This is a genomic window from Ruegeria atlantica (assembly GCF_001458195.1).
GTDB classification, from domain to species: Bacteria; Pseudomonadota; Alphaproteobacteria; order Rhodobacterales; family Rhodobacteraceae; genus Ruegeria; species Ruegeria atlantica.
Map to the genome: position 1 here is coordinate 89,245 of NZ_CYPU01000021.1, position 18,465 is coordinate 107,709.

General features: G+C 57.4%; 17 protein-coding genes. 12 read left to right on the top strand and 5 right to left on the bottom strand.

What is annotated here, in order from left to right; genetic code table 11:
- Positions 1 to 39: 39 nt before the first annotated feature.
- Positions 40 to 1,311 (top strand): MFS transporter, encoded by a 1,272-nt coding sequence (locus RUA4292_RS06305; protein WP_058276824.1) that lies wholly within the window; start codon positions 40 to 42, stop codon positions 1,309 to 1,311.
- On the opposite strand, the gene RUA4292_RS06310 is transcribed toward RUA4292_RS06305, so the two are convergent.
- Complete coding sequence (locus RUA4292_RS06310) at positions 1,308 to 2,204, bottom strand: LysR family transcriptional regulator ArgP (RefSeq protein WP_058276825.1); 897 nt, start codon at positions 2,202 to 2,204, stop codon at positions 1,308 to 1,310. The two genes, RUA4292_RS06305 and RUA4292_RS06310, sit on opposite strands and share 4 nt — an antisense overlap.
- Before the next feature lie 86 nt (positions 2,205 to 2,290).
- Here RUA4292_RS06310 and RUA4292_RS06315 point away from each other — a divergent pair, with 86 nt between their 5' ends.
- From RUA4292_RS06315 to RUA4292_RS06340, 6 genes are all read left to right on the top strand, one after another.
- Positions 2,291 to 2,890 carry a LysE/ArgO family amino acid transporter gene (locus RUA4292_RS06315; protein ID WP_058276826.1) on the top strand — a complete coding sequence of 200 codons (600 nt, stop codon included), beginning with the start codon at positions 2,291 to 2,293 and terminating at the stop codon, positions 2,888 to 2,890.
- Positions 2,891 to 2,930: 40 nt separating this feature from the next.
- A complete protein-coding gene (locus RUA4292_RS06320) occupies positions 2,931 to 3,839 on the top strand; it encodes a DMT family transporter (protein WP_058276827.1) in 909 nt (302 codons plus the stop codon).
- Between the two features lie 87 nt (positions 3,840 to 3,926).
- Positions 3,927 to 4,499, top strand: a complete 573-nt coding sequence (gene betI / locus RUA4292_RS06325; RefSeq protein WP_058276828.1) for a choline-binding transcriptional repressor BetI — start codon at positions 3,927 to 3,929, stop codon at positions 4,497 to 4,499.
- Positions 4,496 to 6,004, top strand: a complete 1,509-nt coding sequence (gene betC / locus RUA4292_RS06330; protein WP_058276829.1) for a choline-sulfatase — start codon at positions 4,496 to 4,498, stop codon at positions 6,002 to 6,004. Before betI ends, betC begins: the two co-directional genes overlap by 4 nt.
- A 73-nt stretch (positions 6,005 to 6,077) precedes the next feature.
- Entirely contained in the window at positions 6,078 to 7,736 is a 1,659-nt protein-coding gene (gene betA, locus RUA4292_RS06335) for a choline dehydrogenase (RefSeq protein ID WP_058276830.1), read from the top strand.
- A gap of 91 nt (positions 7,737 to 7,827) precedes the next feature.
- A complete protein-coding gene (locus RUA4292_RS06340; protein ID WP_058276831.1) occupies positions 7,828 to 8,067 on the top strand; it encodes an HP1242/YdcH family protein in 240 nt (79 codons plus the stop codon).
- A gap of 70 nt (positions 8,068 to 8,137) precedes the next feature.
- On the opposite strand, the gene RUA4292_RS06345 is transcribed toward RUA4292_RS06340, so the two are convergent.
- The gene (locus tag RUA4292_RS06345) at positions 8,138 to 9,538 is read right to left on the bottom strand and encodes a helix-turn-helix domain-containing protein (protein ID WP_058276832.1); all 1,401 of its coding nucleotides are present in this window, start codon (positions 9,536 to 9,538) and stop codon (positions 8,138 to 8,140) included.
- A 64-nt stretch (positions 9,539 to 9,602) separates the two neighbouring features.
- A complete protein-coding gene (locus tag RUA4292_RS06350; protein ID WP_058276833.1) occupies positions 9,603 to 10,808 on the bottom strand; it encodes a multidrug effflux MFS transporter in 1,206 nt (401 codons plus the stop codon).
- Positions 10,809 to 10,991: 183 nt separating this feature from the next.
- Between RUA4292_RS06350 and RUA4292_RS06355 the strand changes: the two genes are divergently transcribed.
- The 3 genes from RUA4292_RS06355 (at position 10,992) to RUA4292_RS06365 (ending at position 13,610) form a co-directional block, all read left to right on the top strand.
- Complete coding sequence (locus RUA4292_RS06355; RefSeq protein WP_058276834.1) at positions 10,992 to 12,524, top strand: acyl-CoA carboxylase subunit beta; 1,533 nt, start codon at positions 10,992 to 10,994, stop codon at positions 12,522 to 12,524.
- A gap of 110 nt (positions 12,525 to 12,634) precedes the next feature.
- On the top strand, positions 12,635 to 13,120 hold the full coding sequence (locus RUA4292_RS06360; RefSeq protein WP_233493370.1) for a DUF6497 family protein: 486 nt from the start codon (positions 12,635 to 12,637) through the stop codon (positions 13,118 to 13,120).
- A 136-nt stretch (positions 13,121 to 13,256) separates the two neighbouring features.
- Complete coding sequence (locus RUA4292_RS06365) at positions 13,257 to 13,610, top strand: hypothetical protein (RefSeq protein ID WP_058276835.1); 354 nt, start codon at positions 13,257 to 13,259, stop codon at positions 13,608 to 13,610.
- An 86-nt stretch (positions 13,611 to 13,696) separates the two neighbouring features.
- Here RUA4292_RS06365 and RUA4292_RS06370 read toward each other — a convergent pair whose 3' ends face one another.
- On the bottom strand, positions 13,697 to 14,854 hold the full coding sequence (locus RUA4292_RS06370) for a DcaP family trimeric outer membrane transporter (protein ID WP_058276836.1): 1,158 nt from the start codon (positions 14,852 to 14,854) through the stop codon (positions 13,697 to 13,699).
- Between the two features lie 650 nt (positions 14,855 to 15,504).
- On the opposite strand from RUA4292_RS06370, the gene RUA4292_RS06375 reads away from it, so the two are divergent.
- Complete coding sequence (locus RUA4292_RS06375; RefSeq protein WP_058275656.1) at positions 15,505 to 15,708, top strand: hypothetical protein; 204 nt, start codon at positions 15,505 to 15,507, stop codon at positions 15,706 to 15,708.
- Between the two features lie 117 nt (positions 15,709 to 15,825).
- On the top strand, positions 15,826 to 17,871 hold the full coding sequence (locus RUA4292_RS06380; RefSeq protein ID WP_058276837.1) for an acetyl-CoA carboxylase biotin carboxylase subunit: 2,046 nt from the start codon (positions 15,826 to 15,828) through the stop codon (positions 17,869 to 17,871).
- A 76-nt stretch (positions 17,872 to 17,947) separates the two neighbouring features.
- Here RUA4292_RS06380 and RUA4292_RS06385 read toward each other — a convergent pair whose 3' ends face one another.
- Complete coding sequence (locus RUA4292_RS06385) at positions 17,948 to 18,394, bottom strand: DUF4174 domain-containing protein (RefSeq protein WP_058276838.1); 447 nt, start codon at positions 18,392 to 18,394, stop codon at positions 17,948 to 17,950.
- Positions 18,395 to 18,465 lie beyond the last annotated feature (71 nt).

Below are 18,465 nucleotides of genomic sequence, written 5' to 3' on the forward strand. Positions count from 1 at the left end.
GGCGCGCCCTTTTGCGAGCCGAGGAACCCAAGCGCGCATATGACTGACAAGTCACTGGACACATCGAAAAGAAACGTTCCGGTCCTGGCCGGGCAAAGCATTCTGTCTCAGGTGGCGTGGACCCTAGGCAGCCCATCCGTGGTCCTGCCATTTCTGGCCGTGTCGCTTGAGCTTCCAATGTACATAGCCGGCGCGCTTGTGTCGGTGCGGATGGTTGGCAGCATGATCTCGGATGTTTTCCTCGCGTATCCCATCGCAGCGCGTGACCGCAAGAAACGTGCAATCGCGATGACTGAGGTCGCAATCGGTGCCTGCCTGATTTTGGCTTTGTTGGTGGCCTCAACAGGTGTCGTTCCGGTCATAGGTGTGGCCTTTGTCGCGGCATTTTTCATGATCGGTTTGATCGAAGAAATTCAGTCGCTGATGTATACCGATCTGCTGGGCGATCAGGTGCGCTCCAAATCGCGGATGATCATGCATTATCTGCAGCTGGGGGTGGGTGGATTGGGCGCAATCGGATTGGCGTTGCTGGTTCACGAGATCACCAAAGAAAATCCACCGTTTTCGCGCCATTCCGCAGTCATCGCCGTTTCGGTAACATTCTTTGTCCTATCCGGCCTGTCGATTCTAATGATGTCCGAAACCGCCGGTCCCACCCAGGAACAGGGCGCGCAACGGATCAATAAGCGAAAGTTCCTGGATAACTTCACCGATATCGCCGCAATGTTCGATCAGCACTGGTTCCGCCGTTACATGATCATGCGCATGCCGCTTGTTGTCGTATCCCTGTCCGTACCGTTCTTTGCGCTGATCGCAGCCGAAGCGCACCACGATTCGGCCAGAGGGCTGACGGCGATGATCGTGTCGTCGGCGTCGGGGTATCTTGTATCTGCCCCACTGTGGCAATTGGTGAACATGAAATCGCATCGCGCCGTGATGGTCACCGGGAACCTGATGGTGGCACTGACGGGCGGTGCGCTTTTGGCCGTGCACTTTCTGGGCATGGACCATGACGTTCACTTACACGCCATTGCCTTGTTCGTTGTCACTGTTGCGGTGACAGGGATCAGCAGTGCCCGCAAGCTGTACTTCCTAGACGTTGCCCCAAAAGATCAGAGGGTCAAAGGTGCCGCAGCGATCAAGAGCATTTGCCGGATCTCTGGCGTGTTGCTCTCGGCCGCGTTGGCAGGCGTTGCGCATTTGCACGAGGTCGCCTGGGCAATCGCCTTCATCGTCGCCACAAGCGTTTTCGCGGCGGTCGCCTGTTACCGTGTTGTTGTACCCAGCGAGAAAAAAGCGGTTCAGTCCTAGTCTGCCGTGTCAACTGGAAGCAGGGCACCATTGGCGGCGCGCTTGACTGCGTCAGTTAGCGGGGCCAACGCCGTGGAGAGCACACGACCCACCTGCCAGGTCAGCCCTACGTCAAGCCGCGCGCCCGGTACCAAGCGGCATAACCGGCCATCTTCCAGCGCTGGGCGCGCAAGGCTTTCCGGATTCATTCCCCACCCAATCCCCGCAATGGCCGCTTCTACAAACCCCTGAGAGGAGGGCAGGAAATGCGAGGGGGGTGATAGCCGTTGACCTGTCTGCCGGGTAATCCAGGCTTTTTGCAGCCCATCCTTGCGGTTGAATGTCAAACAGATGGCGCGGGACAACGTCTCGACATTTACACCGGCCGCGAACCATTTGCGCATGAAATCGGGGCTGGCCGTGGGGATGTACCGCAGGGCGCCAAGGGCGACGGCGTCGCTGCCTGGGACTGTATCACCTCCGACCGTTATGGCGGCGCTGACCTCTCCGCGCCTCAGCCATTCCGCCGAATGATCCTGATCGTCAACGACCAGATCGAACAGCAGGCCGTCGACCTGAGACATGACATTGATGAACCACGTCGCCAGAACGTCGGCTGGCACGGCGACGCGCACGCGCGCGGGGCCGTTGGTTTGATCAAGCGTCAGTTCGCGGGCCAGATGCGTCTCAAGTAACCCGATGTCCTCGGCGTGTTGAGCGATACGCAAACCCATCGGAGTGCCCGTGCAGGGCGTTCCGCGATTGATCAGGGTTGCGCCGACAAGGTCTTCCAGCGCCTTGATCCGTTGTGAAACCGCAGAAGGCGTAACTGCAAGTTCCGAAGCGGCCGCGTCAAAGCTGCCATGACGCAGGATGGCAGACAGCGCAGTCAGGTGGTTTGGATCCAGTAGCATTAGACAGACTTAACTGAGGTCAGTTTCTTTAATTTGATAGATGTTCGGTAAGCAAGTAGTCAACGCCTCAGACTATCGGAGGTTTCATGTCCACATCCTTGATCGCAGGCTTTGTGCTTGGCTTCAGCCTGATCCTCGCCATTGGCGCGCAAAACGCCTTTGTTCTGCGTCAGGGATTGCGGCGCGAGCACGTATTCCCACTGTGCCTGACTTGCGCGGTGTCTGATGCCATTCTCATAGCCGCCGGCGTTGCGGGTTTCGGAACATTGGCGCACGCGTTGCCCTGGTTCGAGACTGTCATGCGATATGGCGGGGCGATCTTCCTGATATGGTACGGTTTGCGCAGCCTGGGTTCGGCCAGGCGCGGCGGAGCGGTGATGGAGATCGGCGAGGGTAAGCGGGTCAGCCTGAAATCTGTTCTGCTGACCGTTCTTGCGTTCACATGGCTGAACCCGCATGTCTATCTGGATACAGTTGTGCTGATTGGTTCAATCTCGGCGCAGTATGATGACCGGCTGGCCTTTGCGCTTGGGGCAATGACGTCCAGCTTTGTGTTTTTCTTTTCGCTGGGCTACGGGGCTGGGATGCTGTCCCCGATTTTCACAAGACCACGGGCGTGGCAGGTGCTGGATTTAATAATCGGCGTGGTCATGCTGGCAATTGCCGCAAAGCTCGTATTGATGTGACGGGTTGCCTCTGCCAAGTATTCGGTGTTCAACCGTTAACATGTCAACTTTAACCGCCCAACACCGCCCTGTGGCTGGCATGCTCTGGATGTTTTCGGCAGGCTTGTCGTTTGTGGTCATGACCGCGTTGGTAAAGTCGCTGGGCTCCTCGATGGACCCTACGCAGGCTGCGTTCCTGCGCTTTGCCTTCGGCTTGATCTTTCTGTTGCCAGCGTTGCGCCTGGTGTTGAAAACCCACCTTACAAGCAGCCACATCGTATTGTTGGGGACACGCGGTGTCGTCCACGCATTTGCAGTGATGCTGTGGTTCTTCTCGATGACCCAGATCCCGCTGGCCGAGGTTACGGCGATGAACTACATGACGCCGGTCTATGTCACGCTGGGGGCCGCGTTGTTTCTGGGCGAGAGGCTGGCCATCCGTCGGATCGCCGCGATTGGCGTGGCACTGGTTGGCGTTTTGATCATCCTAAGGCCGGGTTTCCGTGAGATTTCACTGGGTCATATCACCATGCTGGGCACGGCCCTGACCTTGGGCGGATCTTATCTGATCGCCAAAGTGCTTGTGCGTGATCTGCCGCCGTCGGTCGTTGTGGCGCATATGTCGATCTGGGTGACCATTGCCTTGATCCCCTTTGCGATTGCAGTTTGGACCACGCCCAGCTTGCGCGACCTCGGCGTGCTGTTTCTAGTGGCCAGTTTTGCCACGGCGGGCCACTATTTCATGACGATCGCACTTAAGGCAGCCCCGGTCGCGGTCACACAGCCGGTTACGTTCCTGCAGTTGATCTGGGCCACCCTGTTGGGCGCGCTGGTCTTCAACGAAAGCATCGACATTTGGGTTGTCGCGGGTGGTACGGTGATTCTGTTGGCGGTCAGTTTCATTGCCTGGCGCGAAGCGGTTTTGAACCGCAGCAGCTTGACGACCCCCAGTATCGCACCCAAACTCTAGCCGTTAACGGCCGCTTAAAACGTTATTGATTGACGGGTCAATAAAAACCCCTTAGCGTTTCCCGGTACACGTAATGAGGGGATAGCGATGCCGAAACTCGGAATGGAGCCAATCCGCCGTGACGCGATCGTCAAGGCAACAATCGCCGAGCTCGGGTCGAAGAAATCCCTTGATGTAACTGTCAGCCAGATTGCCAAACGGGCAGGCATGTCCAGCGCGCTGGCGCATCATTATTTCGGTGGCAAAGACCAGATCTTTCTGGCTGCCATGCGCCGTATCCTGTCGGACTTTGCCAATGAGGCTAAACAGGAGCTGAAGAATGCCGTCCCGCAGGAGCGCGCGCAGGCCATTATCCGGGCCTGTTTTGCACCATCATGTTTCACACCGGATGTCATCGCTGCGTGGATGACGTTCTACGTGCTGGCCCAAACGAATGATGACGCCTTGCGCCTGTGGCAAATCTATCAGGCGCGTATCCGGTCGAACCTGACACACGCCCTGCGCCCGTTGCTTAGCGATCCGGCTGAAGCGGCCGAAAACATGATCGCCCTTATCGACGGGTTGTACATCCGCGCCGCACTAAGCGCCCCGGAGGAGCCGCAACTGGCCGTTAACCACGCAATGCGTGTCCTCAACACTCTGCTCGAGGCTGAAAAATGACAAAACCGAACATTCTGATCCTGATGGTGGATCAGCTGAACGGGACCCTCTTTCCAGACGGTCCCGCTGACTGGCTTCACGCTCCGAACCTGAAGAAGCTGGCTGAGCGGTCGACCCGGTTTGCCAATGCTTATACGGCTTCGCCGCTTTGCGCGCCGGGGCGGGCCAGCTTCATGTCCGGTCAGCTGCCTTCGCGCACGGGTGTTTATGACAACGCCGCAGAATTCCGCAGCGACATCCCGACCTATGCGCACCATCTGCGCCGTGCGGGCTACTACACCTGCCTGTCTGGCAAGATGCACTTTGTCGGCCCCGATCAGATGCACGGGTTCGAGGATCGCCTGACCACAGATATCTATCCGGCTGATTTCGGTTGGACGCCGGACTATCGCAAACCGGGCGAGCGTATTGACTGGTGGTACCACAATATGGGCTCGGTGACGGGCGCAGGCGTGGCCGAAATCTCCAACCAGATGGAGTATGACGACGAGGTCGCCTACAACGCCAAGGCCAAGCTCTATGATCTGGCGCGCGGCAAGGTTGACCGCCCGTGGTGTGTGACCGTCAGCTTTACCCACCCGCATGACCCTTACGTGGCGCGCCGCAATTATTGGGATCTGTACGAAGACTGCGAGCACCTGCAGCCCGAGATTGCGGACATTGGTTATGACAATCAGGATCCGCACTCAAAGCGTATCTTTGATGCCAATGATTGGCGCAGCTTCGACATCACAGAAGAAGACATCCGCAAGTCGCGCCGCGCCTACTTTTCCAATATCTCATATCTGGACGACAAGATCGGTGAAATCCTCGAGGTGCTGGAAACAACCCGGCAAGAGGCGATCATCATGTTTGTCTCGGATCACGGCGACATGCTGGGCGAGCGGGGCCTGTGGTTCAAAATGAACTTCTACGAAGGGTCGGCACGCGTGCCGTTGATGATTGCCGCGCCGGATATGCCGGCAGGCCGTATCGACACACCGGTTTCGACAATCGACGTCACGCCAACCCTTGGCGCACTGGCGGGTGTAGATATGGCCGAGATCGCGCCGTGGACCGATGGCGAAGACCTTGTGCCACTGGCAAATGGCACCGAACGGACTGCTCCGGTGAAGATGGAATACGCGGCCGAAGGCTCGTATGCGCCGCTGGTTTCGCTGCGCTACGGCAAGTGGAAATACAATCGCTGCGCATTGGACCCAGATCAGCTGTACGATCTTGAGGCTGACCCGCATGAGTTGGAAAACCTCGCGGAAAACCCCGAACAAGCAGGCACGCTGGAAACTTTGCGCGCGAAATCTCAGGCGCGTTGGGACTTGGATCAATTCGACGCGGATGTCCGCGCCAGCCAGGCGCGCCGATGGGTTGTTTACGAGGCGCTGCGGCAGGGCGGGTATTACCCATGGGATTACCAGCCACTGCAGAAGGCATCCGAGCGCTACATGCGCAATCACATGGATCTGAATGTCGTCGAGGAAAACGCCCGCTACCCGCGCGGCGAGTAACCTCTTCACCTTTTTGAAAATACTCCTGCCGAACGGTTCAAAACGCAGTTCGGCAGGATATGGAGACCTGAAAATGGAAGCAGATTTCGTCATCGTCGGCGCAGGATCCGCAGGTTGCGCGATGGCATATCGCCTGAGCGAGGCCGGGGCCTCGGTTCTTGTGATCGAGCATGGTGGCAGCGATGCCGGACCATTCATCCAGATGCCGGCGGCGCTGAGCTATCCGATGAACATGCCGATGTATGACTGGGGTTACAAGTCCGAGCCCGAGCCGCACCTGAATAACCGCGAACTGGCCTGCCCGCGCGGCAAGGTGGTCGGTGGATCATCCTCGATCAACGGTATGGTTTACGTTCGTGGCCACGCGCGTGATTTTGACACTTGGGCCGAGATGGGCGCCGATGGCTGGTCTTATGCGGATGTGTTGCCCTATTATAAGCACATGGAAACCTGGCATGACGGTGGACATGGTGGTGATCCGACATGGCGTGGCACCGATGGCCCGCTGCATGTATCGCGCGGCCCGCGCGAGAACCCTCTGTTTCAGGCTTTCGTCGATGCGGGGCAGCAAGCGGGATACGAAGTTACCGGCGACTATAATGGTGAAAAGCAGGAAGGCTTCGGCCCGATGGAGCAAACCGTTTGGAAAGGACGGCGTTGGTCAGCGGCAAACGCGTATCTGAAACCCGCGCTCAAGCGCGATATCTGCGATATCGTGCGCGGGCTGGCCTCAAAGGTGGTCATGGAAAATGGCCGCGCAATTGGCGTGGAATTGATCCGAGGTGGCAAGACTGAGGTCATCCGCGCTCGGCGCGAAGTGGTTCTGGCGGCGTCCTCGATCAACTCTCCCAAACTGCTGATGCTGTCAGGCATCGGTCCGGCGGCGCATCTGGCCGAGCATGGGATCGACGTCGTGGCGGATCGCCCGGGTGTGGGTGCGAACCTTCAGGACCATCTGGAGCTTTACATCCAGCAGGCATCCCTACAGCCGATCACGCTGTACAAGCACTGGAACCTGATCAGCAAAGGTCTGATCGGGGCGCAGTGGTTGTTCACAAAAACAGGTCTGGGTGCGTCGAACCAGTTCGAAAGTGCGGCTTTCATTCGCTCAAAGCCAGGCGTGGAATACCCTGATATTCAATATCACTTCCTGCCAATTGCCGTTCGCTATGACGGTCAGGCGGCGGCCGAAGGTCATGGTTTCCAGGCGCATGTCGGGCCGATGCGCTCGCCCTCGCGCGGGGCGGTGACGCTGCGGTCGGCCAAGGTCGAAGACGCGCCAGTGATCCGCTTCAACTACATGAGCCATGAAGAGGATTGGGCAGATTTCCGCACCTGTGTTCGCCTGACGCGTGAGATTTTCGGGCAGGATGCGTTCAAACCTTATTCCGGTAAAGAAATCCAACCGGGTGCAGATGTGCAATCTGACGAAGCGCTCAATGCCTTTATCGCCGAACATGCTGAAAGCGCTTATCATCCCTGTGGAACCTGCCGAATGGGCCGTGCGGATGATAAAAATGCCGTGGTCGATCCGGAAGGCCGTGTGATCGGTGTGGACGGGCTGCGCGTCGCCGACAGCTCGATCTTTCCGCAGATCACCAATGGTAACTTGAACGCGCCGTCGATCATGGTGGGTGAGAAGATGTCCGACCATCTTTTGGGCAAGGAAGCCTTGCCTTCCGCCAATGACCGCCCTTGGATTCACCCGCAATGGGCTGTTGCCCAACGGTGAAAGAAGGCATGATTTGATCCGCGTCAAAGCTTGACGGGGCCGGGACGAATAGACTTGGATCGTAACGAAATATTTTCAGGAGCGAACAGGAATGTCCCACACCCCGCACGAACTGGCCGAAGAGTTTCCGGACAAGGTTGAGCTGATGAGCCAGCTTAAGCAAACGGACGCTCATTTTTCACGGCTGGCGGACGAGTATCATGCGATCAACCGCGAGGTTCATCGTGCCGAAACCAATGTCGAACCGATGGATGATATCGCTGAGACAGATCTGCGTAAAAAACGTGCGGTTCTGAAAGACGAGATCTGGGCGATCTTGTCCAAGTCCTGAAAAAAGCGGGGGCTCTGCCCCCGTCGCGGCACGCCTCGGCTCCCCCGGATTATTTTGGGTCAGGTGAAGATCAGGTGACTTCATAGGGCAAGGTGCCGCGGGTATGGGCGTCGATTGTCAGACGTCTTTCCAAAGGCGGGACCGATCGCTGATGACAATTTGGCCGCTCGCAGATGCGGCAGGATATGCCAATTGGCTCGTAAGCGCTGGCGTTGTTGAAATCCAGATTGTCGGCATAAACCAGCGCCTCGGCGTGGCGCACCTCGCAACCTAGTGCAATCGCATAACGGCGCACAGGTGCGCCGTATGAGCCGCCTGATTTCGACACGTCCCGAGCCAAAGATATGTACTGAACACCATCGGGTGTTTCTGCCAGCTGCCGCAGGAAGTGGCCGGGCGTTTCGAAAGCGCGGTGGACGTTCCATAGGGGGCAGGCGCCGCCGAACCGGGCAAATTGCAGGCGCGTGGCCGAGTGTCTTTTGGTGATCGTTCCGGCCTGATCAACGCGAACGAAAAAAAACGGAATGCCTTTTGCGCCAGGGCGTTGCAGGGTCGACAACCTGTGCGCCACCTGTTCGATCGATGCGCCAAACCGGTTGCTAAGCAGTTCAAGGTCGTGACGATATTCCTGTGCCGTGGCCAGAAATTTGGCATAAGGCATCAGTGATGCGCCGGCGAAGTAATTTGCCAGCCCGATCTTGGCAATGGCACGGGCCTCATCGCTGTGAAATTTGGCAAAATCTAGCGTTGCTTCAAGAAGTTTGTCCTGACTGATCAGTGCAACCTGCAACAACAACTGAAACACCTGAGTTTGTGGTGCGATTCTGGACGAAAGCTGCAGTGTTTTGTTTTCTGGTTCGTACTTTCGGGTTTCATCGATATCCGGGAATTGTACCCGGATGCCGCGCTCCGCGAGGCTGTCCAGGGCTGCAGCGCGTATGCCACCGGCATCCTCGGCGCGCCCAGCAAATCGTTCAGCCGCACGGTCCATCGCGTCGATATAGTTGTCGCAATAGTGGAAGAAGTCTCGCACTTCCTCCCATGGGCTGGCCTGGATTTGCGCGTCTTCGCGCCCCAATGCTTCGTCAAGGGAAGCCAGGCGTTCATGCGTCTGACGATAGGTGCGGTGCAGGGCAATGAAGGCCCGTGCCAGAGCGGGTGCGTTTGAAGCCGTCAGGCGGAGATCGGCGAGTGGCGGAACGGCATCGTCAAAGACCGGATCGGCCAATGCCTCGCGCATGTCCGAGACCAGGCGTTCACTGTCGCCGGTGCTCAACTCGGTGACATCCATTCCGAATTCTTGCGCCAGCGCCAGAACGACCGTGGTCGAAATCGGACGGTTGTTGTTCTCCATCTGGTTCAGATAGGGCAGGGAAACACCCAGTTTGGCGGCAAATTCCTTTTGTGTCAGTGACAAGCGTGTACGCATTTCGCGTAGCTTTGCACCTGCATAGAGTTTCTGAGTCGCCATGTTGAGCCTTTGCAACTTTCCTAATTCGGCAAGCTAACTTTGCAAACTGTCATAGGCAAGCCATTCAAAGGCCCAGTTGCCGTTCGCGTCGAATAACGGACAATATTGCGCATACTGCCAAGACCGAAGTTGCCAGCATCAACCACAGCAGGGGCATTGCTCCGGTTTCGTGGGTTAGCAAGGCTCCTGCAAGCGCGCTGAGGCCTGCTCCGCCGCCCAACATAATGGCGCCACTCAGCCCGGATGCCGTCGCGGCCAGATGCGGTCGCACCGAAAGCGCGCCGGAAGTCGCGTTGGGAATCGTCATGCCGTTTCCAATGCCGACAAAGGTCATGAAACCAAAAAAGCTGAGCGCTGTTCCGAAGCCGGCCAGAAACAAGATGGCGGACATTGCAACGCCTGCTGCGTTCAGCCAGCAGCCCCAAAGTACCATTCGATTGACGCCGAAGTGAACGGAATAGCGACCACTGAAGAAGTTACCAAAAAAGTACCCAACGGCTGGGGCACCAAAGTAGATGCCGACCTCGGCGGCGCTGAGGCCGAATAGTTCGGTGCCGATAAAGGGAGCGCCGCCCAGATAGGCAAAGAAGGCGCCAGACGACAGCGCGGATGACAGCGAATAGCCCCAAAATCGCGGGGAACCCAGCAGTTCGGGGTATTCCCGAAATTGTTGAACCAGTGTTTTGCCGCTCTTGGCTGAGGTTTCGCCAAAATCTAAGTAAGTTAGCACCAGCGTCATTACGCCAAGAACGAAGGGCAGCCAAAAGTTGGCTTTCCAGCCAAAGCTCTCCTCCAACAGGCCTCCGATCGCGGGTCCGATCATGGGGACAATGGCCATGCCCATCGTTACGTAACCGATCATCGACGCGGCCTGGTCCTGATCATATAGGTCCCGAACCGCCGCACGGCTAAGAACCATGCCGACGACGATGATTGCCTGACACATTCTGAAAACAAGAAAGACCTGGACGTTGGGTGCATAGATGCAGCCCAACGTAGCCACCAAAAAAAGGACCAACCCCCAAAGTAGAACGGGACGGCGCCCCGCCTTGTCGGCAATTGGTCCGATCAGGATCTGAAGCACCGCATTGACCAGCAGGTACAGGGCAATCGACAGTTGCATGACCTTGTAGTCGGCCTGAAAGTGCAGTGCCATATTGGGCAGGCTCGGCAAAAACAGATTGAGGCTGAGCGCGGACAATCCGGACAGTAAAACCAGAGTGGTAATTTTGGGAGGCGAGCGATGCGCTGACGAAGAACTAAACTGCATAGTTCACGTGTATAGTCACCACGGATAAGAATGCCATCCATCACGCGTTTTGTGAGTGAAAATTAGCAAGTTTACAATATTCACCAAGATGATTGGATAAGATTTGCAAATTTGCCGAAAGATACTTTGGTCTCGCGGCATCTGCGTATAGTGTCCGGCCAGATTTTACAGGGGATCATCGTTATGAAAGACATCCTTTCCGAACTTGAAGACCGTCGCGACAACGCGCGGCTGGGTGGTGGACAAAAGCGCATCGACGCACAGCACTCGCGCGGCAAACTGACTGCGCGGGAACGGGTCGAACTGTTGCTGGATGAAGGCAGCTTTGAAGAATTTGACATGTTTGTCAGCCATCGGTGCACCGATTTCGGGATGGAGAAGCAAAGGCCAGCGGGTGACGGTGTCGTTACTGGTTGGGGTACGATCAATGGTCGCATGGTTTATGTGTTCAGCCAGGACTTTACAGTCTTTGGCGGCTCACTTTCGGAAACCCATGCTCAGAAGATCTGCAAGATCATGGATATGGCCGTTCAGAACGGTGCACCGGTGATTGGCATTAACGACTCGGGCGGGGCGCGAATTCAGGAAGGCGTGGCGTCGCTGGCTGGTTATGCCGAGGTGTTCCAGCGCAACATCATGGCGTCAGGCGTGGTTCCGCAGATCAGCGTGATCATGGGGCCCTGTGCTGGCGGCGCAGTCTACAGCCCGGCGATGACCGACTTTATCTTCATGGTCAAAGACACCTCGTACATGTTTGTGACCGGCCCCGACGTGGTCAAGACGGTCACAAACGAAGTCGTTACCGCCGAGGAACTGGGTGGGGCGTCGACCCATACCAAGAAATCGTCGGTTGCTGACGGAGCGTTTGAGAACGACGTTGAAGCACTGGCCGAGGTGCGCCGTTTGGTTGATTTCCTGCCGCTCAACAACCGCGAAAAGCCGCCAGTGCGCCCGTTCTTTGACGAACCTGACCGTTTGGAAACCTCGCTGGATACATTGATCCCCGACAACCCTAATACGCCGTACGACATGAAGGAACTCATCACCAAAGTGGCGGATGAGGGTGATTTCTACGAAATTCAGGAGGATTTTGCCAAAAACATCATCACCGGGTTCATCCGGCTTGAAGGGCAGACAGTGGGCGTTGTAGCCAATCAGCCGATGATCCTGGCCGGTTGTCTGGACATCGACAGCTCGCGCAAGGCCGCGCGGTTTGTGCGGTTCTGCGATTGCTTCGAAATTCCGATCCTGACGCTGGTGGATGTGCCTGGCTTCCTGCCGGGGACGTCGCAGGAATATGGCGGAGTGATCAAGCACGGTGCAAAGCTGTTGTTTGCCTACGGTGAAGCCACGGTGCCAAAAGTTACCGTCATCACCCGTAAGGCTTATGGTGGTGCCTATGATGTTATGGCCTCCAAGCACCTGCGCGGTGACTTCAACTATGCCTGGCCTACAGCCGAAATCGCGGTGATGGGCGCAAAGGGCGCGACCGAGATCATTCACCGTGCCGATCTGGGCGATGCCGAGAAAATTGTGCAGAACACGCAGGACTACGAGGACAGGTTTGCGAACCCGTTTGTCGCGGCCGAGCGTGGCTTTATCGATGAGGTGATCATGCCTCAATCGACCCGCCGTCGCGTTTCGCGGGCTTTTGCCAGCTTGCGGAACAAGCACGTGAAAAACCCGTGGAAAAAGCACGACAACATCCCCCTTTAAGGGAATGTGCCAGGAAATCTGCCCGGCCAAAACGGTTTGGACAGCGTCTCGGACAAACGGTCAGGGCAGATTACTTGGGTGCAAAATTGACTTTGAGGCCACAACTGCTAATGACTTGCCCAATCAGACATAGAACAGCGCGGGCCGAAAGCCAGGCGCGCGCGATCCCGGAGAGAGGAGCTCGCCTGTGGCGGGTCCGGGATCGCGCCTTAGCTGTTGTACTGTCGGTTTTTGCTGTCCCCGTTCTGGCTGATTCCGAAAACCTGTTGCCGGTCCCGTCCGGACAGCCAGTGCACCTGAGCGACGTTCTGCTGGACAATAACCCCGGTGAGCTTTGGGTGCGGTTTCGCTTTATTGCGCCCAAGATCGGTTCGGACGTTGGCCGGATCGGGTACGATATCGCCTCGGTCGACATGGAACATCTGTGCCAGACGCTTGCGGTTACTTATGTGGCTAAATACGAACTGGACGCTGCCCGGGTGGTCATTTCCCTGTCTGACCGGCCCATCGAATTCGGCCGTACATCCCCTGATGCCACGCAGTTCTTTGAAGCCTACCGACTGGAACAGTCCCGGTGTATCTGGGAGGGGCTTTGACCATGAATCGCGCTATTCATCCCGTCAGGGCATTTCTGAACAGTTACGCGGCTTTGGAGGTGCGCACCATGACATCATCCTGTGACGGATGTGAATATCTGATCCCAATGACCCCTTGTGCAACTGAGGTGGAACCATGCTGAAACATCGCGGATTTCCCGGGCGCCTGCCGGGTACTGACTTTCAGTTCATTATTCGTCGGGCCAATCCCAAAGGCGTGACGCCCCTGACCCGCCGCGAGCGGTTTCGAGATCGTAAACCCGCGGACAAGCGCGCGGATGCGGCTTTTATGGAAGCCCTGTGGGCGCATTTTGGCGACCAACCGTTTGAGAGGGGCAATTTGGATGCTGGCCGTCTTTGCTGGCTGTTCGAACGCGAAGTCATTCCGGCCGAAGATCCTTTTGATCCAGCTAGTTACGACGCGCTTTTGGTCATTGATCCGAATGTGGGCCGGATTTCCTTCCCCGAAATTTTTGACGGGGTGCGCTGATCGTGCCAACCGCTGTCGCACATAACGCGGTGAGGCCTTCCAGGCCAAAAACCCTGCCCGTGTCGGGGCAGGGTCGGTATGTGTGGTCAGAAGTTCAGTTGCGCCGCCAATTGAATTCGGTTGCTGTCAAAGGTGCGTCCGGTCGGTGCATCGTTCCGCTCACCATAGAAGTATTCGGCGCTAAGCGTCAGATTGTCGGTCGCTTTGTAAAAGGCGTTCACGTGGATCGTTTCAACCTCGGTAAAGGACAGGGTCCCGGTCGAGGTCGGCAGGTCGTAATTCTCTTGCCCATAAGCGATGCCGACGTTCCATTTGGGGCTCAGTTCCTGGCGGAATTCCACGGTAAATCCGTCCACGTCGTTGGCCTGTCCGTTGACGATGGCGTCCCCGGCGGCGATCAGGTATGGGCCCAAAGCCTCGCCGTCGACATAGTTGACCTGAAACAGACCGCCTTGCCAGGGCCGGATGCCAGCCGAGAGGGTATAGCCGGTCTGATCCACTTCGACCGCGCCGGATTGCGCCTTACCATACAAAGCCGAGGCGCGGGCCAGGTAGGTACCGTTGTTGTATTCGATGGAGCCGGTCAGGACGGGATCATTCGAATCCGAGCCGCCAACGTTTTCCTCGATCGCCACCGCAAAGGTTGTGTCAGAGCCCAGCGTGTTCGTATAGCGCACTTGAGGGGCGCGAGCGAAAGGAATGCCAACGGGGCCGTTGAATTCAACGGTCGTGGGATAGGTGTCCAACGGCTGGAAGTTGGTCCAGAATTGACCGATCAACCAGTTATCACCAATACGGATATTGGCGTGGCGCAGGCGCAGTTCAGCAGGCCCATCCGTCCCGCCGGAAAACAGGTCCAGTTCCAGCTGGCCCGCAATATCGCCGATGGCAGACGGCGTATTGGTCCGAAGCCCGATACGCGATTGGCGCACGGTAGCCCCAAAGGTGCCGCTGGTGGCGTTTGCTGGCTCGCCAATTTGGGTCGCATCGGCAAGATCGCCCAGTTCAAAGTCCGTGTCGTAGAAGAAATCAGCCTTAACGTACCCATAAACATCAAGAGTGGTGTTTCCGATTCGAAGATCGCCAGTGCCAGCGCCGGGATTTGCGGCCTCGAGGGCTTCGACGCGAGCACGCAGGGCATCAAGTTCCGTTTGCGTCTGGGCGTCTTGGGCGAAAGCAGCCGCGCCGGACATGCCAAGCGTGGACACGGCAAGCAGCAACGCCGTTTTTCTCTTTGCAATCATGTGGATAGTTCCTTGTGTGCGAGTGTGCACGGGTACCGTTCCACGCAAGAGAACTTGAGGGAAATCACGAGAACGGGATGGGAAGCGCCTAGTTTCTCAAGGAAACGTGCAAAACTTTCGGACCGTTTTCACCCTAAGGTGAACAGATCAGTTAACCCTTTGCGTTTGAAAAGACAAATTCTGGCGCCTTTTTCCGCAACCCGTGATGTTGCAGGCGCAGAAACAGACCAATTGCTGAGGAAAAGTAACAGCAACGTGACGGCATTGGCCTCGCGTTTCACCCCCCAAACTGCATCTGATCTCGGCGCGAATCTGCGCGCGCATTCGCCCAATGGGCGATTTCCAGCCGGAATCCTGACCGGAAACAATACTTTGTTTACGCATTTGATTGTGCCAAGCAATCTGACCAAGCCGTGCGGCTCTACTTTGCCTGCGTCGCACAAGCACCTACTATTCCGTACCCCTTCCTTCCGCGGGCAGGCTTGTGATGTCCACAAAGTCCTGCCCGCGTTTTTCTTTGCGCAATATCCAAGCGTAAAGCGGCACAAATCTACGCAAAACTCTGTTCAGGACGGCCTGTTATTGAATAACAAGGTCGAAATCGGACATCTGCCCCGGAACGCATCAAGAATTCCAAAGGGGCAGATATCATGCGAATCTCGAAACTCGTTCTTGCAATGGCGACCTGCGCAGGCCTTGCCGCCTGTGGTGACACGACGGGCGAACAGGCGCTGCTTGGCGGTGGCGCAGGCGCCGTCGGGGCGGCTGTTGTCAGCGCCGACCCGCTGTTCGGCGCGGTTGTCGGCGCGGCGGGCAATGTCCTGTACTGCAAGACACAAAACAACTGTAGGTAATACCGGGTTTTTCGGGGCGCGCGTCGCCCCGACCGTCATCGCGCATCACGCCGCCGTGGGGAACGTTCCCTGCGGCGGCGTTTTGCGTTCTCAGAACATCAAGACAAAGGACGTTCCATGTTTAACAAGATCCTGATCGCCAACCGGGGCGAGATCGCCTGCCGGGTCATCAAGACAGCCCGCAAGATGGGTATCGGCACCGTTGCCATCTATTCGGATGCAGACAAGAACGCGTTGCATGTGTCGATGGCGGATGAATCGGTGCATATCGGCCCGCCGCCTGCGAACCAGTCCTATATCGTGATCGACAAGGTCATGGATGCCATTCGCCAGAGTGGGGCCCAGGCGGTGCATCCTGGTTATGGCTTCCTGTCGGAAAACTCGAAATTCGCCGAGGCGCTTGAGGCCGAAGGCGTTGCATTTGTTGGTCCACCGGTTCGGGCAATCGAAAGCATGGGCGACAAGATCACCTCGAAGAAGATCGCACAAGAAGCCGGTGTTTCCACCGTTCCCGGTTACATGGGGCTGATCGAAGACGCAGAAGAGGCCGTCAGGATTTCCAACGAAGTCGGCTATCCGGTCATGATCAAGGCCAGCGCCGGCGGTGGTGGCAAGGGCATGCGGATCGCGTGGAATGACGAAGAAGCGCGCGAAGGGTTCCAGTCGTCCAAGAATGAGGCGGCAAACTCGTTTGGTGATGACCGTATCTTTATCGAAAAATTCGTGACCCAGCCGCGTCACATCGAAATTCAGGTCCTTTGCGACAGCCATGGCAACGGCATTTATCTGGGCGAGCGTGAATGCTCGATCCAGCGTCGGAACCAGAAAGTGGTCGAAGAAGCACCGTCGCCGTTCCTGGACGAAGCGACCCGTAAGGCGATGGGCGAACAGGCCGTGGCACTGGCCAAGGCCGTAGACTATGCCAGCGCCGGTACGGTTGAATTCATCGTCGATGGCGAAAAGAATTTCTACTTCCTGGAAATGAACACGCGTCTGCAGGTGGAACACCCGGTCACCGAACTGATCACCGGAGTCGATCTGGTTGAGCAGATGATCCGTGTCGCAGCTGGTGAAAAACTGTCGATCACACAGGACGACGTGACCCTGACCGGCTGGGCGATCGAAAACCGTCTGTATGCCGAAGATCCGTATCGTGGCTTCCTGCCGTCGATTGGTCGTCTGACCCGCTATCGTCCGCCGCAAGAGATTGCCTCTGGTCCGTTGTTGGTGAACGATAAATGGCAAGGTGAAGCGCCCGAAGGTGAAGCTGCCGTGCGCAACGATACCGGCGTCTATGAGGGCGGCGAGATCAGCATGTACTATGACCCGATGATCGCCAAACTGTGCACCTGGGCCCCGACCCGCGAGGCGGCGATCGAGGCGATGCGCGTAGCGCTGGACAGCTTTGAGGTCGAAGGCATTGGCCACAACCTGCCGTTCCTGTCGGCTGTGATGGACCATCCGAAATTCGTCAGCGGTGACATGACCACGGCCTTTATCGCTGAGGAATATCCCGACGGGTTCGAAGGCGTTGAACTGCCCGAGGCCGACTTGCGCCGCATAGCCGCGTCCTGTGCCGCGATGCACCGCGTGGCCGAGATTCGCCGCACCCGCGTTTCTGGTCGGATGGACAATCACGAACGCAAGGTCGGCTCTGATTGGGTCGTCACTCTGCAAGGGCAGGAATATGCAGTTGAGATTGATGCGGATCGCGATGGGTCAACCGTGACGTTCTCGGACGGTACCACCATGCGGGTCACTTCGGACTGGACGCCGGGCGATCACTTGGCGGTGCTGGACGTCGATGGCAGCCCGCTGGTTCTGAAAGTCGGAAAAATCTCGGGCGGGTTCCGTATTCGCAACCGGGGTGCAGACCTCAAAGTCCATGTCCGAACAACGCGTCAGGCCGAACTGGCCCGTATGATGCCCGAAAAGCTGCCGCCGGATACTTCGAAAATGCTGCTGTGCCCGATGCCCGGCCTGATCGTGAAGATCGATGTCGAAGTGGGGCAGGAAGTGCAGGAAGGTCAGGCACTGTGCACTGTCGAGGCGATGAAGATGGAAAACATCCTGCGCGCCGAGAAGAAGGGTGTCGTGTCCAAAGTCAACGCAGGCCCCGGCGACAACCTCGCCGTGGACGACGTGATCATCGAGTTCGAGTGATCATGATCGCGTTTTCACCATATCCCCATGGTTTCCCGGCGGTTCGCGCCGGGAGCTTTGGGCGTGGCGAAAGCGCTCAGCCGCCCTCGCGTCGTTCGCGGATTTCACGTTCGCGCAGGGGCGTTTTGTCGATGGAACGGCCGATTTCACGTGTGCTCCACGGCGAAGGTTTGCGCAGTTTGACCACGCCGTCCTTGTCGACGAACACCATCTGGAAACCGCGCGGACGTAATTGTGACCGGATCGGAGATCGGGCGGACGGATCGGTATCGGTCAGCACGACCACATCCCGGTCGCGCATGGCCGCTTCGCCTTCCAGAAGCATGTCGATTTGCTGCCGGAAACGCGGGTCGGCTGGGGTATCGGCAAAGACGACGATGGGCCGGTTGACCCATAAGTATTCGCTCAGCTCGCTATCACCAGCGGGGCGGACAAAATCTTCATCGGCGGGCGCAGACCCATCTGCCGCCATCGCGACCAGCGGGAATAGTGCCGAGAAAACAAGGGCAAGCGTTCGTGTCATAGGGCCTCCTGTTCGTTTGAATATAGCCTCTACGCCGGTGAATGCGACCGGCGAAATGCACGCAGGCTTCA

Coding starts and splice junctions, on each gene's coding strand:
- RUA4292_RS06320 (WP_058276827.1), top strand. CDS start 2,931: ATGTCAACTTTAACCGCCCAACACCGCCCTGTGGCTGGCATGCTCTGG.
- RUA4292_RS06350 (WP_058276833.1), bottom strand. CDS start 10,808: ATGCAGTTTAGTTCTTCGTCAGCGCATCGCTCGCCTCCCAAAATTACC.
- RUA4292_RS06355 (WP_058276834.1), top strand. CDS start 10,992: ATGAAAGACATCCTTTCCGAACTTGAAGACCGTCGCGACAACGCGCGG.
- RUA4292_RS06340 (WP_058276831.1), top strand. CDS start 7,828: ATGTCCCACACCCCGCACGAACTGGCCGAAGAGTTTCCGGACAAGGTT.
- RUA4292_RS06365 (WP_058276835.1), top strand. CDS start 13,257: ATGCTGAAACATCGCGGATTTCCCGGGCGCCTGCCGGGTACTGACTTT.
- RUA4292_RS06360 (WP_233493370.1), top strand. CDS start 12,635: ATGACTTGCCCAATCAGACATAGAACAGCGCGGGCCGAAAGCCAGGCG.
- RUA4292_RS06380 (WP_058276837.1), top strand. CDS start 15,826: ATGTTTAACAAGATCCTGATCGCCAACCGGGGCGAGATCGCCTGCCGG.
- RUA4292_RS06305 (WP_058276824.1), top strand. CDS start 40: ATGACTGACAAGTCACTGGACACATCGAAAAGAAACGTTCCGGTCCTG.
- RUA4292_RS06310 (WP_058276825.1), bottom strand. CDS start 2,204: ATGCTACTGGATCCAAACCACCTGACTGCGCTGTCTGCCATCCTGCGT.
- betC (WP_058276829.1), top strand. CDS start 4,496: ATGACAAAACCGAACATTCTGATCCTGATGGTGGATCAGCTGAACGGG.
- betI (WP_058276828.1), top strand. CDS start 3,927: ATGCCGAAACTCGGAATGGAGCCAATCCGCCGTGACGCGATCGTCAAG.
- RUA4292_RS06370 (WP_058276836.1), bottom strand. CDS start 14,854: ATGATTGCAAAGAGAAAAACGGCGTTGCTGCTTGCCGTGTCCACGCTT.
- RUA4292_RS06345 (WP_058276832.1), bottom strand. CDS start 9,538: ATGGCGACTCAGAAACTCTATGCAGGTGCAAAGCTACGCGAAATGCGT.
- RUA4292_RS06315 (WP_058276826.1), top strand. CDS start 2,291: ATGTCCACATCCTTGATCGCAGGCTTTGTGCTTGGCTTCAGCCTGATC.
- RUA4292_RS06385 (WP_058276838.1), bottom strand. CDS start 18,394: ATGACACGAACGCTTGCCCTTGTTTTCTCGGCACTATTCCCGCTGGTC.
- RUA4292_RS06375 (WP_058275656.1), top strand. CDS start 15,505: ATGCGAATCTCGAAACTCGTTCTTGCAATGGCGACCTGCGCAGGCCTT.
- betA (WP_058276830.1), top strand. CDS start 6,078: ATGGAAGCAGATTTCGTCATCGTCGGCGCAGGATCCGCAGGTTGCGCG.